This window comes from Streptomyces bacillaris, from assembly GCF_003268675.1.
In the GTDB taxonomy this organism is placed as follows: domain Bacteria; phylum Actinomycetota; class Actinomycetes; order Streptomycetales; family Streptomycetaceae; genus Streptomyces; species Streptomyces bacillaris.
This window is the reverse complement of sequence record NZ_CP029378.1, coordinates 6,910,272-6,923,376: the sequence shown is the minus strand read 5'-3', so window position 1 is coordinate 6,923,376 and position 13,105 is coordinate 6,910,272. Positions and strand designations below refer to the sequence as shown.

The following is a 13,105-nucleotide window of genomic DNA, read 5'->3' as shown; positions in this document are numbered from 1 at the left end:
GGACGACAGAGCAGTACAGACAGCACAGTACGAACAGCGCGGTACGGAGAAGGGGCCGGCCCGGGGAACTCCCCGCACCGGCCCCGACGCATGTCAGCGCCCCACCCCGCAGGGTCAGCCGTCGTACTCCTCCAGCGGCGGGCAGGAGCAGACCAGGTTCCGGTCACCGAAGGCACCGTCGATCCGGCGCACCGGCGGCCAGTACTTGTCGGCGGCCGAGACCCCGGCCGGGAAGACGGCCTCCTCGCGGCTGTAGCCGTGCGCCCAGTCGCCACCGAGCGCGGCGGCGGTGTGCGGGGCGTTGGCCAGCGGGTTGTCGTCCGCGCTCCACTCGCCGGAGGCGACCTTCTCGATCTCGGCGCGGATCGCGATCATGGTGTCGCAGAACCGGTCCAGCTCCGCGAGGTCCTCGCTCTCGGTCGGCTCGATCATCAGCGTGCCGGCCACCGGGAACGACATGGTCGGCGAGTGGAAGCCGTAGTCGATCAGGCGCTTGGCGACGTCGTCGATGGAGACGCCGGTGGCCTTGGAGATCGGCCGCAGGTCCACGATGCACTCGTGGGCGACGAGCCCGGCCGGGCCGGTGTAGAGGATCGGGTAGTGCGGCTCCAGGCGCTTGGCGATGTAGTTGGCCGCCAGCACCGCGACCTGCGTGGCGCGCTTGAGCCCCTCGCCGCCCATCAGCCGGACGTACGCCCACGAGATCGGCAGGATGCCCGCCGAGCCCCAGGGAGCGGCCGAGATCGGGCCCACACCGGTCTCCGGGCCCGCGGCGGGCTGGAGCGGGTGGTTGGGGAGGTACGGGGCGAGGTGGGCGCGGACGCCGACCGGGCCGACGCCGGGGCCGCCGCCCCCGTGCGGGATGCAGAAGGTCTTGTGCAGGTTCAGGTGCGAGACGTCGCCGCCGAACTTGCCGGGCTTGGCGAGCCCGACCAGCGCGTTGAGGTTGGCGCCGTCCACGTAGACCTGGCCGCCCGCGTCGTGCACCTCACCGCAGATGTCCGCGACGTGCTCCTCGAAGACGCCGTGCGTCGACGGGTAGGTGATCATGAGGACGGCCAGCTCGTCGCGGTACTGCTCGATCTTGGCGCGCAGGTCCGCGACGTCGACCTCGCCGTCGTCGGCGGTCTTCACCACGACGACCTTCATGCCCGCCATGACCGCGCTGGCGGCGTTGGTGCCGTGCGCGGAGGAGGGGATCAGGCAGACCGTGCGCTGGTCGTCGCCGTTGGCCCGGTGGTACGCGCGCACGGCCAGGAGGCCCGCGAACTCGCCCTGGGAGCCGGCGTTGGGCTGGATGGAGACGGCGTCGTAACCGGTGACCTCGGCCAGGCGCTCCTCCAGCTCACGGATGAGCGTGAGGAAGCCCTGGGCCTGGTCGGCCGGGGCGAAGGGGTGCAGCGCGCCGAACTCGGGCCAGGTGATGGACTCCATCTCGGCGGTCGCGTTCAGCTTCATGGTGCAGGAGCCGAGCGGGATCATGCCCCGGTCCAGCGCGTAGTCGCGGTCGGCGAGCTTGCGCAGGTAGCGCAGCATCGCGGTCTCGGAGCGGTGCTGGTGGAAGACCGGGTGGGTCAGGATGTCGTCGGAGCGCAGCAGCGTCCCGGGCAGCGCGTCGGCGGCCGAGCCGTCCAGCGCCTCGATATCGCCGTCGGCGCCGAAGGCGGCCCACACGGCGGCGATCTGCGCCCGGGTGGTGGTCTCGTCGCAGGCGATGGAGACGTGGTCGGCGTCGACGCGGCGGAGGTTGACCCCGCGCTCGCGGGCGTCCGCGACGATGTCGGCGGCCTTGCCGGGCACACGCACGGTCAGGGTGTCGAAGAAGGAGCCGTGCACGACCTCCGCACCGGCGGCACGCAGGCCCTCGGCGAGGATCGTGGCGTAGCGGTGGGTGCGGCGGGCGATCGTGCGCAGCCCGTCGGGGCCGTGGTAGACGGCGTACATCCCGGCCATGACGGCGAGCAGCACCTGTGCCGTACAGATGTTGCTGGTGGCCTTCTCGCGGCGGATGTGCTGCTCGCGGGTCTGGAGGGCGAGGCGGTAGGCCTTGTTGCCGTCGGCGTCGACGGAGACGCCGACGAGGCGGCCGGGCAGGGAGCGGGCGAACTTCTCGCGGACGGCCATGAAGCCGGCGTGCGGGCCGCCGAAGCCCATGGGCACGCCGAAGCGCTGGGTGGTGCCGACCGCGATGTCGGCGCCGAGCGCGCCGGGCGAGGTGAGCAGGGTGAGGGCCAGCAGGTCGGCGGCGACGGTGACGATCGCGCCCAGCTCGTGGGCCTGCTCGATAACGGGCTCGATGGTACGGACGGCCCCGGAGGCGCCCGGGTACTGGAGCAGCACGCCGAAGACGCCGCGCTCGGCGATCTCGGCGGGGATGCCCTCGCTGAGGTCCGCGACGACGACCTCGACGCCGGTCGGCTCGGCGCGGGTCCGGATCACCGCGACGGTCTGGGGCAGGGTGTCGGCGTCGACCAGGAAGACGCCGTTCTTGACCTTGCCGACGCGCCGGGAGAGCGCCATGGCCTCGGCGGCGGCGGTGCCCTCGTCGAGCAGGGAGGCGCCGGAGGTGGGCAGCCCGGTGAGGTCGGCGACCATCGTCTGGAAGTTGAGCAGGGCCTCCAGGCGGCCCTGGGAGATCTCCGGCTGGTACGGCGTGTAGGCCGTGTACCACGCGGGGTTCTCCATGACGTTGCGCAGGATGACCGGCGGCGTGAAGGTGCCGTAGTAGCCGAGGCCGATCATCGGGGCGAGGACCTTGTTGCGGTCGGCCAGCGAGCGCAGCTCGGCCAGCACCTCCGCCTCGGTGCGGGCCGAGGGAAGGTCCAGGGCCTCCGCACTCTTGATCACATCGGGCACCGCGGCGGCGGTCAGCTCGTCGAGGGAGCCGTAGCCGACCTGGGCGAGCATCTTCGCCTGGGCCTCGGCGTCGGGCCCTATGTGGCGCTGCTCGAACGGAATGCCCTGCTCCAGCTGGGAGAGCGGAGTGCGACGGGGGGTCATGGTGGAGGCCTCCTGGTCTGTCACGACCTGCGAGGGGCACCACGGCGCGGGTGCCCGGACGGCCTCCCCCTCTGTCATCTCAACCTGAGAGCTTCACCGGCCCGCCCGGGGGCGTGCCGACTTTCACCGTCGGTGAGGGTCGAGTCCGTCCCGGCCTGCGCCCGCACGAACCCGCCCTGCTTTCCAGAGTGACCTCGTCCGTGCGGTACGGGGGCCTGAGAGATTCCGGGGAGGATTTGCTCCTTCGGCGCCTCCGGATTCTGCACCGGAGGACTCTCCCGCACGGGGTCAGCAGCCACTTGCCAGCCTACCAGCGGCCATCCCGGCGGAGTCCTCGAGTGGCCGACGCCACGGATCTGCACTTGTCTTGGTCCTGGTGGAGCGAGAGGGGCCCCTGGAGTGACCGGGATCCACCCTTGAGCAGTTGCGACCAGTGGGAGGCACCGTGCAGACCGATATCGATCCGCGCCGCCTGATCGGCCGCAAGGCGTTCGATCGCAAGGGCACCAAGATCGGGACGGTGGATGAGGTCTATCTCGACGACGCGACCGGTGTGCCCGAGTGGGCGGCCGTACGCACCGGCCTCTTCAGCCGGGACGCGTTCGTCCCGCTGGAACCCAGCGAGTTCGTCGACGACACCCTGCGGGTCCCCTTCGACCGCGCGCTGATCAAGGGCGCCCCGGACTTCGGCGTCGGCCGGCACCTCTCCCCTGAGCAGGAGCTGCAGCTCTACCGGCACTACGGTCTGGACTCCTCCCCGGCCGCGGAGACCGGCCCCGACCGCGACTTCGGCAGGCTGGCCGGCCAGGAGGAGTAGTCGACCGGGTCGCGGACCAGCGGCAGCGGGTCGGCCGGGGTCAGCTCCGGGTCGTCGATCCGGAACGTGCGGACCCGGCCGACCGGCCCGCCGGGCTCCTCGAACCGCACGGTCACCCGGCCCACCCCGCTCCCCTGCACCCAGCCGTGCCCGTGCGCCGCGTGGTGGACGTCGTGTCCGGCGGGCCAGCGCCGGGCGGCGAGCTGCTCGGCGCTCTCGGGCTCCTCCTCGGCGGGCCCGGTCCCTTCCGTACCGCTCTCCGGAGCCTGCCGCTCCGGCTCCGGCTCCCGCGCCCGCCCGGCCAGCTCCCGGGCGTCCGCGGCCTGCGCGAACAGATCCTCCTGGGTGAAGTCCGCGAGCCCCGTGACGCCCACCCCGAGCAGCCGTACGCCGCCGGTGGTGTCGACGGCCTCCAGCAGCCGCGCGGCGGCCTCACGGACCACCGTGGGGTCGTCCGTGGGGCCCCGGAGGGTCTCGGAGCGGGTCAGGGTGGAGAAGTCGTACCGGCGGACCTTGAGCACCACCGTGCGCCCCGACCGGTGGGCGGCCCGCAGCCGCTCCACGCACCGCACGGCCAGCCGCTCCACCTCCGCGCGCACCCGCACCCGGTCGTGCAGGTCCACGTCGAAGGTGTCCTCGACCGATACGGACTTGGCGTCCCGCTCGGCGACCACCGGCCGGTCGTCGAGCCCGAGCGCCATCCGGTAGAGCCCGCGGCCGTGGGCCTTGCCGACCAGCCGTACGAGCTCGTCCTCGCCCGCCTCCGCCAGGTCGTGGACCGTCGTCATCCCGGCGCGCCGGAGGTGGTCCCCGGTGGCGGGCCCGACGCCGGGCAGTGTCCGTACGGGCATGGGGGCCAGCAGCTCGCGCTCGGTGCCGGGCTCTATGAGCACCAGCCCGTCCGGCTTGGCCTGCTCGGAGGCGATCTTGGCGAGCATCTTGGAGCCGGCGAGCCCGACCGATCCGCTCAGCCCGGTCACCGCCCGGATGGCCGTACGCAGCCGCTCCCCGGTCCTGCGGGCCGAGGCCGAGTCGTCCGCGGCCCCGCCCGCCTCCAGGTCGACGAAGGCCTCGTCCAGGCTCAGCGGCTCCACCAGCGGCGAGAGCCGCCCCAGCAGCTCCATGACCTGCTCGCTCACCGACCGGTACAGCTGGAAGCGGGGCACCAGATAGGCGGCGTTCGGCGCGAGCCGCCTCGCCTGGGCCGTCGGCATCGCGGAGTGGACGCCGAGGACGCGCGCTTCGTACGAGGCGGTGGCGACCACCCCCCGGGGGCCCAGGCCCCCCACGACGACGGCCTTCCCGCGCAGGCTGGGCTTGGCCGCCTGCTCCGCCGAGGCGTAGAAGGCATCCATGTCCAGGTGGAGGATGGTCGGCGCGGGTCTCACCCCTCCGATGCTGCCCTACGCCACTGACAACGGGGCGGCCCGGCACTCCGTGGAGTGCCGGGCCGCCCCGTTCCGTCCGCTCAGCCGCTCACCCGGCGCGGTTGCGGCGCCGGGCCAGCTCGTCGGCCGGGTTGTGGCCGATGAGGGTCTCACCGGTGTCGACCCGCTCGCCGTGGAGCTGGGAGAGCGCCGCGTCCACATCCCGCCAGACGACACCCACGGCGATCCCGAAGACGCCCTGACCGCCCTGGAGGAGGCTGACGACCTCGTCCGGCGAGGAGCACTCGTAGACCGTCGCCCCGTCGCTCATCAGAGTCATGCGTTCGAGGTCCTGGAAGCCCCGGGCCCGCAGGTGCTGGACCGTGGTGCGGATGTTCTGCAGAGCGACCCCGGTGTCCAGGAACCGCTTGACGATCTTGAGGAGGACCACGTCCCGGAAACTGTAGAGACGCTGGGTCCCCGACCCGTAGGCCGGCCGGACGCTCGGCTCCACCAGCCCCGTACGCGCCCAGTAGTCCAGCTGGCGGTAGGTGATCCCCGCCGCCGCGCACGCCGTCGGTCCGCGATAGCCGATATCGCTCGCCGCTGCCACACCGTCCGTCGCCACCGCGGCCGGCGCAGCCGGCTGCCTGATGGCGTGGTCGGCTCCACTGCCGTGCTGCGGATACGGCCCACCCGCCGCCGTACCGTCGCCGCTGCTTCTCACGCCGACCTCCGTCCTTGACCTGCCCACTCGAAGGTAGGCAGTCACTGGGGGTGCGTCAACGATCGCCACACTCGGCACGCCGAGTGATAATCACCCTGAGGGTGGTTTCCCGTGTCCGACTTCCGGGAAAGGCTTCTCGAATGCGCTGACAGAACCCCCTGCGGGGGCGTCACTGGCTGTTGGTCCCGAAGTCCTCCGGTGAGATCTGGTCGAGGAATTCGCGGAACTTCTCCACCTCGTCCTCCTGCTCGTCGGGGATCGCGATGCCCGCGTCGTCCAGCACACCGTCACTGCCGTAGATCGGCGTGCCGGTCCGCAGGGCGAGCGCTATGGCGTCGGAGGGCCGGGCGCTCACCTCGACCCCGCTGGCGAAGACCAGCTCCGCGTAGAAGACCCCTTCGCGGAGGTCCGTGATCCGGACCTCGGTCAGCTCCTGGCCCACGGCCTCGAGCACATCCTTGAACAGGTCATGGGTCAGCGGCCTGGCCGGAGCCATGCCCTGCTGGGCGAAGGCAATGGCGGTCGCCTCCCCAGGACCGATCCAAATGGGGAGGTACCGGTCGCCTCCCACTTCACGCAGGAGAACGATCGGTTGGTTGGAGGGCATTTCCACCCGGACACCGACAACGTCGAGCTCGTTCACACAGCAACCCTAGGACGTGCTCGCCATGTTTGGGTAGTCGGGCTCCGCCGACCTCAGTGCAGACGGCTGCGCAGAGCGGTCTGGACGAGCGCGGCGTGCAGCCGTACGGAGAGTTCGGCCAGCTCGTTCGCCGTGGCCTCGGCATGGGCTCTGGTCTGCGGATTCCGGTGCAGGCGCAGCGGCGCGACCAGCTGCTCGACCAGGCCCGCCTCACGGTCGGCGGAGGCCCGCATGGCCCGCAGATGGCGCGGCTCCAGGCCGAAGCGGCCGAGATCGGCCACCAGCTTCGCCACGGTCACCATCTCGGCGTCGTAGCCGCCCTCGGGAGCCGCGACGATGAGCCCGTAGGACTCCCACTCCGCCAGCTGCTCCTCGTCGACCTGGGCGGCCGCCAGCAGCTCGGCACGCCCGATCCGGGCGGCGGTCGCCGCCCCGGGTCCGGACTCCCACACAGCGTCGCCGAGATCCCGCTGCGTGCCCGGCGAGGGCAGTACGGGCTGCTCACCCCGGGCGAGGGCGTCCAGGTACTCCCGGATGACCTTGAGCGGCAGATAGTGGTCCCGCTGCATCCGGAGGACCTGGGCCAGCCGCTCCACGTCACCGGGAGCGAACTTCCGGTAGCCGGACGGAGTCCGCTGCGGCTCGACGAGCCCCTCGGCCTCCAGGAAGCGGATCTTGGAAATCGTCACTTCCGGAAACTCTTCGCGCAGCCGGGTGAGCACCGTACCGATGCTCACCCAGCGCGTGTCCGCGGTGGCGGTGCCGTCACCGGCACCGCCTGTCGGTGTTCGCAGCATGGGCCTTCCTGGGGGTCCCCCCGGACGGTTCCGAGGGCTGGTCACACGCCCCGCGGGCTCGCATAGAAGACCAGACGGTACTTCCCGATCTGGACTTCGTCGCCGTTGGACAGCAGGACCGAATCGATGCGCTCACGGTTGACATAGGTGCCGTTGAGACTGCCGACGTCACCCACGGTGAAGCTACCGTCCGGACCCCTGTGGAACTCCACATGACGCCGCGACACGGTCACGTCGTCGAGGAAGATGTCGCTCTGGGGGTGACGGCCGGCGGTCGTGAGATCGCTGTCGAGCAGGAAACGGCTGCCGGAGTTCGGGCCGCGGCGCACGACCAGCAGCGCCGAGCCGCCGGGGAGCGCGTCGACGGCGGCCTGGGCCTCCGGGGAGAGCGAGGGCAGCGCCGTCTGGCCCGTCGCCTCGGCGTCGTACGCCTCAAGACCGGAGATGGAGATCGTGGACGTCGTCTCCGAGGCGCGCTCGGGGACACCGCCCCGCAGCGGCGTACCGCAGTTGGAGCAGAAACGGCTGGCCTCCGCGTTGCGGTGGCCGCACCTCGTACAGACCGGCATCGACGAGCCCTCCGGGGTGAACCCTCCACCCGTACTCGAGGCTGATGGTTCGCCGAAACCTATGCGCCCGGCACCGGCAGGGTCAACGGACGACACGCCGGGACCACCCGGAGCACCGCCACCGGACACCTCATCGCGGAAGAGCGGACGCTCCGCCTCCTGCTCGCCGCCCTGGCCGTGGCGCGGAGCGCGGTGGCGGGCAGCACTGTTGCTGTCCTCGCGTGCGCTCTTCCCGAACAACTTCGCAAACAACTTCACGGGCGATTCCCCTTGACCGACATAGACCCGCCCGTGGGGCAGGACGAACCCTGAATGAACACACCTGCCGACCCGGACATCTTCACAACGTCCGTATCCACCCGACAGTTTCCACCACGCACCACCAATCCGGTGCGCCGACCCCCCGCAACCCCCCGCCCTCGTCCACCGGCACTCCGGCCCGGCGCGATCACGGGGACGACGACCGAGCGTAGTCAGGCCGCTTCGCCGCTCGCAAGGCGTCGACGACGATGTCCTCGGAGCGCTCCACCACGGCGGTGGCCTGCTCCTTCTCCAGCGTCTGCACCACACCGCCGGGAATGTTGAGGGCGGGCTCCAGGTCCTGCGGCTTGCCGATGACCTTGAACTCGTACGGTGCTTCGATCTTCTTGCCGTCCACCTGGATGTCACCCCCCTCACCGGCGAAGTACGTATCGGCCACCACCCGGACGCCGTTGACCTCGATGGCCTCGGCCCCGGCCGCACGCAGCTCCTGGACGGTGTCGAGGAGCTTGTCGGCCGCGACCGCGCCGGACGGGTCGCTGATCGTCAGCGTGATCCCGGGCCCCTGGGCCGCCACCGTACCCGCGAGGATCCCCAGCTGCCGTTCCTTCTCCAGCGTCTGCTTCCGGGCCTCCTCGGCCTGGTCGGAGCTGTTCTCCAGCTCGGTGCGCTGGTCGTCCAGGCGCTGTTTCTCGTCCTCCAGGCGCTGGGTGCGGTCATCGACCTCGTCGAGGATCCGGACCAGGTCCTCCTGGCGTGCACCACGCAGGGCGCTGTCGTCCCCGGTGGACCGCACCTGGATGGCCAGTCCCAGACCAAGCCCGAACAGCAGCACGGCGACGATGAGTTGAGCCCGGCTCACCCGCGGCGGCCAGAGGCCCGCCAGCAGCCGCTGACGCCCGGAGACCTCCTCGGCCGCGGGCGGCCGCGCGGGGGCGTCCGGGGCGGCGGGCGGGACGGTTTTCGGCTGCTCCGGCTGCTCCGGCTGTTCGCTGCGGGGGTTCTCGTCGTGGTTCATCGGCCTCAAGCCCGGAAGACGTGCCGGCGGATCGCGGCGGCGTTGGAGAAGATCCGGATGCCGAGCACGACCACCACACCGGTGGAGAGCTGAGCGCCGACACCCAGTTTGTCGCCGAGGAACACGATCAGCGCGGCGACGACGACGTTGGAGAGGAACGACACCACGAAGACCTTGTCGACGAAGATGCCGTCGAGCATGGCCCGCAGACCTCCGAAGACCGCGTCCAGCGCGGCGACCACGGCGATCGGGAGATAGGGCTCGACCACCGCCGGTACCTCGGGCCGGACCAACAGTCCGACCACGACTCCCACGACGAGGCCCAGTACGGCGATCACGATGTGCCCTTCCCTGATTCTGCCGCATCACTGCCGGCGGCCTTCGGCTCTGCTGTACGGACGATCAGGCTGGGGGCAGCGGGGAGCCGCACCTTCGCCTGATCGGACAAGCTGGTGCGGATGTCGAAGCTCTCCTTGAGCGCGTTGAGGTACTGGCCGTCGGCACTGTCCCGGAACGCGGCGGCGAGGTTCTTCCCGTCCCCCACCGCGAGCACCGTGTACGGCGGGACCAGCGGCCGGTTGTCGACCAGTATGGCGTCGCCCGCGGCGCGGATCGCCGACAGTGCCGTCAGCCTTTGCCCATTGATGGCGATGGCCTCGGCGCCGGCCTCCCAGAGACCGTTGACGACCCGCTGCATGTCCCGGTCGCGCACCCGGCCGGTGTCGGCGAAGCTCGACGACTCACGGGGCCCGCCGCCGCCCTGATCGGTGTTCTTGGCGTCGTCCACGACGAGCTTCACCCCGGGCCCCTCCACCGGGGTCGCCCCGGAGAGCAGGGCCACCAGCTCCCCCTGGTCCCCACCGTGCTGCTCCAGGGCCTTGCGCTGCCGCTCGCTCACGTCGTGGCGGAGCGCATCGACCTCGGACTCCAGGGTGTCGGCGGCCCGCGTCTCGGCGTTGATCCGGTCGATCAGCTCCTCGCGCTCCTTGGCGACGACCGGGGCGGAAACCCGCGCCTCGGCGGCACCGAGGGTCACCACGAGGGCGGCCACCACCAGACCGGCGGCGAGCCACAGCTTCGACCTGAGCGTACGGGGCAGCCCGGCGCTCCCGTCGGCCTTGCGGCGGGCCGAGGCCTCCGCGTACCCCTCGTCGAGGCTGTGGTCCATCACGTTGTTCAGCAGCGACATGGAGGCGTCGGGGCGTGCGGGCGGCGAGGGTGTGCTCCGATCGGGGGGCTGCTGCGACATGCCGCACATCGTCGCACGTCACCACGGCTGCCGCCGAATGGCCCCACCGGTGCACCGGAACGCCCCCGGCGGGGAGTTCTGGTGCACCGGCCTCAGCAGGTCACTCGCCCGCGCTCTCCACGACGGCGGACCACTCGTCGAGCAGCGCCTGCGCCGAGGCGTCGTCCGGGCCCTCCGCCCACAGATGGGTGACGGCCTCCGCCCGGTCCGGCAGCACCATGATCCACCGCCCGTCCGCCTCGACCACCCGGACGCCGTCGGTGGTGTCCACGCAGCGGTCCCCGGCCGCCTCGACGACCCGGCGCATGACGAGCCCCTTGACCGCCCACGGCGTCGCGAGGTCCCGGCGCAGCACATGGGCCCGGGGGATGCGGGCGTCGATCTGGCTCAGGGTGAGCTGGGTCCGCGCGACGAGACCGATCAGCCGGACGAAGGCGGCCGTCCCGTCGAAGACACTGCTGAATTCGGGAACGATGAACCCGCCGCGCCCGTCTCCCCCGAAGATGGTGGTTTCCTCGCGGCCCACCCGGGTCAGGTCGTCGGGCGAGGTGGTCGTCCATTCCACCTGCGTGCCGTGGTACGCGGCAACCTGCTCGGCCACACGCGTGGTGGTCACCGGCAGGGCGACGCGTCCGCTGCGCCGCTCGGCGGCGACGAGGTCCAGCATCACCAGCAGGGCCCGGTCGTCCTCGATGATCCGCCCCAGCTCGTCCACGAGGGAGAGCCGCTCACCGACCGGGTCGAACCGCACGCCGAAGGCGGCCCGCGCCGAGGAGACGATCTCCCCGAGGCGTACGAGGCCGGCGCGGCGGGTCTCGGCGGACTCGGTGGGCCGCGACTCGTCGAGGCCGGGGTTGATCGTCAGCGCGTCCACACCGAGCCGCCCGAGGAGGCTGGGCAGAACGAGCCCGGCCGACCCGTTGGAGGCGTCCACGACGACCTTGAGCCCGGAGTCGGCGATGCCCGCGATGTCGACGTTGCGGAGGAGGGAGCCGGTGTACGAGTCGAAGACGCTGGACGGGAAGTGCAGGTCCCCGATCTCGCCGGGGAATGCCCTGCGGTACTCCTGCCGGGCGTAGACCCGGTCCAGCTTGCGCTGCTGCGCCTGCGAGAGGTCGGCGCCCCGCTCGTCGATGAACATGATGTCCACCGAGTCGGGCACCCCCGGCGACGTACGGATCATGATGCCGCCCGCGCTCCCCCGCGCCGTCTGCTGCCGGGCGACGGGCAGCGGTACGTTCTCCAGGTCCCGTACGTCGATGGCGCTGGCCTGGAGGGCCGAGATCACGGCCCTCTTGAGCGCCCGCGCGCCTCGGGAGTGGTCACGGGCGGTGGTGACCGTCGACCCCTTCTTGAGGGTCGTGGCGTAGGCGCCCGCCAGCCGGACCGCCAGCTCGGGGGTGATCTCGACGTTCAGGATGCCGGAGACACCGCGCGCCCCGAAGAGGTGCGCCTGGCCCCGGGACTCCCAGATCACCGAGGTGTTGACGAACGCGCCGGCCTCGATGGTCTTGAACGGGTACACCCGCACATTGCCCTGGATGATCGACTCCTCGCCGACCAGGCATTCGTCACCGATGACAGCGCCGTCCTCGATCCGGGCCGCCCGCATGATGTCGGTGTTCTTCCCGACGACGCAGCCGCGGAGGTTGCTGTGCTGTCCGATGTAGACGTTGTCGTGGACCACGGCCTTATGGAGAAAGGCACCCGTCTTGACGACGACGTTGGAGCCCACGACCGTGTGCTCGCGGATCTCCACGTCCGCTTCGACCTTGGCGTAGTCACCGATGTACAGCGGCCCGCGCAGTACGGCGTCGGGGTGGACCTCCGCTCCTTCGGCCACCCACACCCCGGGCGAGATCTCGAAGCCGTCGAGTTCGACGTCGACCTTGCGCTCGAGCACGTCGGCCTGGGCCTTCACATAGCTCTCGTGCGTGCCCACGTCCTCCCAGTAGCCCTCGGCGATATAGCCGTAGATCGGCTTGCCTTCCTTCATCAGCTGGGGGAAGACATCACCGGACCAGTCGACGGAGGTGTCGGCCTGGACGTAGTCGAAGACCTCGGGCTCCATGACGTAGATGCCCGTGTTCACGGTGTCGGAAAAGACCTGGCCCCAGGTCGGCTTCTCCAGGAAGCGCTCGACCTGACCGTTCTCGTCCACGATGGTGATGCCGAATTCCAGCGGATTGGGGACCCGGGTCAGACAGACCGTGACGAGTCCGCCCTTCTCCTTGTGGAAGGCGATGAGATCGGTGAGGTCGAAGTCGGTGAGCGCGTCACCGGAAATGACGAGGAAGGTGTCGTCCTTCAACGCCTCCTCGGCGTTCTTCACACTCCCTGCGGTGCCGAGTGGCTTCTCCTCGTTGGCATAGGTGAGCTCCATCCCGAGCTCCTCGCCGTCCCCGAAGTAATTCTTGACGAGGGAGGCGAGGAACTGGACGGTCACTACGGTCTCATTGAGCCCATGCCTCTTGAGAAGCCGCAGTACATGCTCCATGATCGGCCGATTGGCCACGGGCAGGAGCGGCTTGGGCATGCTCGAGGTCATGGGGCGCAGGCGTGTGCCTTCGCCACCAGCCATCACGACGGCCTTCATGTCGGAAACGTCCTCCTAGAAGAGACGACGGTCAGCCGATTTCGCCCGTCGGGGCATCACG

The 13,105-nt window shown here is 70.8% G+C and carries 11 protein-coding genes and 1 riboswitch; of the genes, 1 reads left to right on the top strand and 10 read right to left on the bottom strand.

The window, feature by feature from the left end:
• Nucleotides 1-114 precede the first annotated feature (114 nt).
• The gene (gene gcvP, locus DJ476_RS30205; RefSeq protein ID WP_103417778.1) at nt 115-3,000 is read right to left on the bottom strand and encodes an aminomethyl-transferring glycine dehydrogenase; all 2,886 of its coding nucleotides are present in this window, start codon (nt 2,998-3,000) and stop codon (nt 115-117) included.
• A 193-nt stretch (nt 3,001-3,193) separates the two neighbouring features.
• A riboswitch (glycine riboswitch) is annotated at nt 3,194-3,291 on the bottom strand.
• A 154-nt stretch (nt 3,292-3,445) separates the two neighbouring features.
• Here gcvP and DJ476_RS30200 point away from each other — a divergent pair.
• A complete protein-coding gene (locus DJ476_RS30200; RefSeq protein WP_103417910.1) occupies nt 3,446-3,817 on the top strand; it encodes a PRC-barrel domain-containing protein in 372 nt (123 codons plus the stop codon).
• Here the strand turns inward: DJ476_RS30200 and DJ476_RS30195 are convergent.
• From DJ476_RS30195 to DJ476_RS30155, 9 genes are all read right to left on the bottom strand, one after another.
• Nucleotides 3,739-5,205 (bottom strand): DNA polymerase IV, encoded by a 1,467-nt coding sequence (locus tag DJ476_RS30195; RefSeq protein WP_112491975.1) that lies wholly within the window; start codon nt 5,203-5,205, stop codon nt 3,739-3,741. The two genes, DJ476_RS30200 and DJ476_RS30195, sit on opposite strands and share 79 nt — an antisense overlap.
• Nucleotides 5,206-5,293: 88 nt before the next feature.
• Nucleotides 5,294-5,911: a MerR family transcriptional regulator gene (locus DJ476_RS30190; protein ID WP_070202474.1), complete on the bottom strand. Its 618-nt coding sequence runs from the start codon at nt 5,909-5,911 to the stop codon at nt 5,294-5,296.
• 169 nt (nt 5,912-6,080) lie between these two features.
• Nucleotides 6,081-6,554 (bottom strand): bifunctional nuclease family protein, encoded by a 474-nt coding sequence (locus tag DJ476_RS30185; RefSeq protein ID WP_006123076.1) that lies wholly within the window; start codon nt 6,552-6,554, stop codon nt 6,081-6,083.
• A 53-nt stretch (nt 6,555-6,607) separates the two neighbouring features.
• On the bottom strand, nt 6,608-7,351 hold the full coding sequence (ftsR, locus tag DJ476_RS30180) for a transcriptional regulator FtsR (RefSeq protein WP_103417775.1): 744 nt from the start codon (nt 7,349-7,351) through the stop codon (nt 6,608-6,610).
• A gap of 41 nt (nt 7,352-7,392) precedes the next feature.
• Nucleotides 7,393-8,178, bottom strand: a complete 786-nt coding sequence (locus tag DJ476_RS30175) for an FHA domain-containing protein (protein ID WP_079167433.1) — start codon at nt 8,176-8,178, stop codon at nt 7,393-7,395.
• Between the two features lie 190 nt (nt 8,179-8,368).
• Nucleotides 8,369-9,199, bottom strand: coding sequence for a DUF881 domain-containing protein (locus DJ476_RS30170; RefSeq protein WP_112491974.1), 831 nt, complete (start codon nt 9,197-9,199; stop codon nt 8,369-8,371).
• Between the two features lie 5 nt (nt 9,200-9,204).
• On the bottom strand, nt 9,205-9,537 hold the full coding sequence (locus tag DJ476_RS30165; RefSeq protein WP_003970459.1) for a small basic family protein: 333 nt from the start codon (nt 9,535-9,537) through the stop codon (nt 9,205-9,207).
• Nucleotides 9,534-10,448 carry a DUF881 domain-containing protein gene (locus tag DJ476_RS30160; RefSeq protein ID WP_053562051.1) on the bottom strand — a complete coding sequence of 305 codons (915 nt, stop codon included), beginning with the start codon at nt 10,446-10,448 and terminating at the stop codon, nt 9,534-9,536. The genes DJ476_RS30165 and DJ476_RS30160 overlap by 4 nt, the downstream gene beginning before the upstream one ends.
• A gap of 100 nt (nt 10,449-10,548) precedes the next feature.
• A complete protein-coding gene (locus tag DJ476_RS30155) occupies nt 10,549-13,044 on the bottom strand; it encodes a sugar phosphate nucleotidyltransferase (RefSeq protein ID WP_112491973.1) in 2,496 nt (831 codons plus the stop codon).
• Between the last annotated feature and the right edge of the window lie 61 nt (nt 13,045-13,105).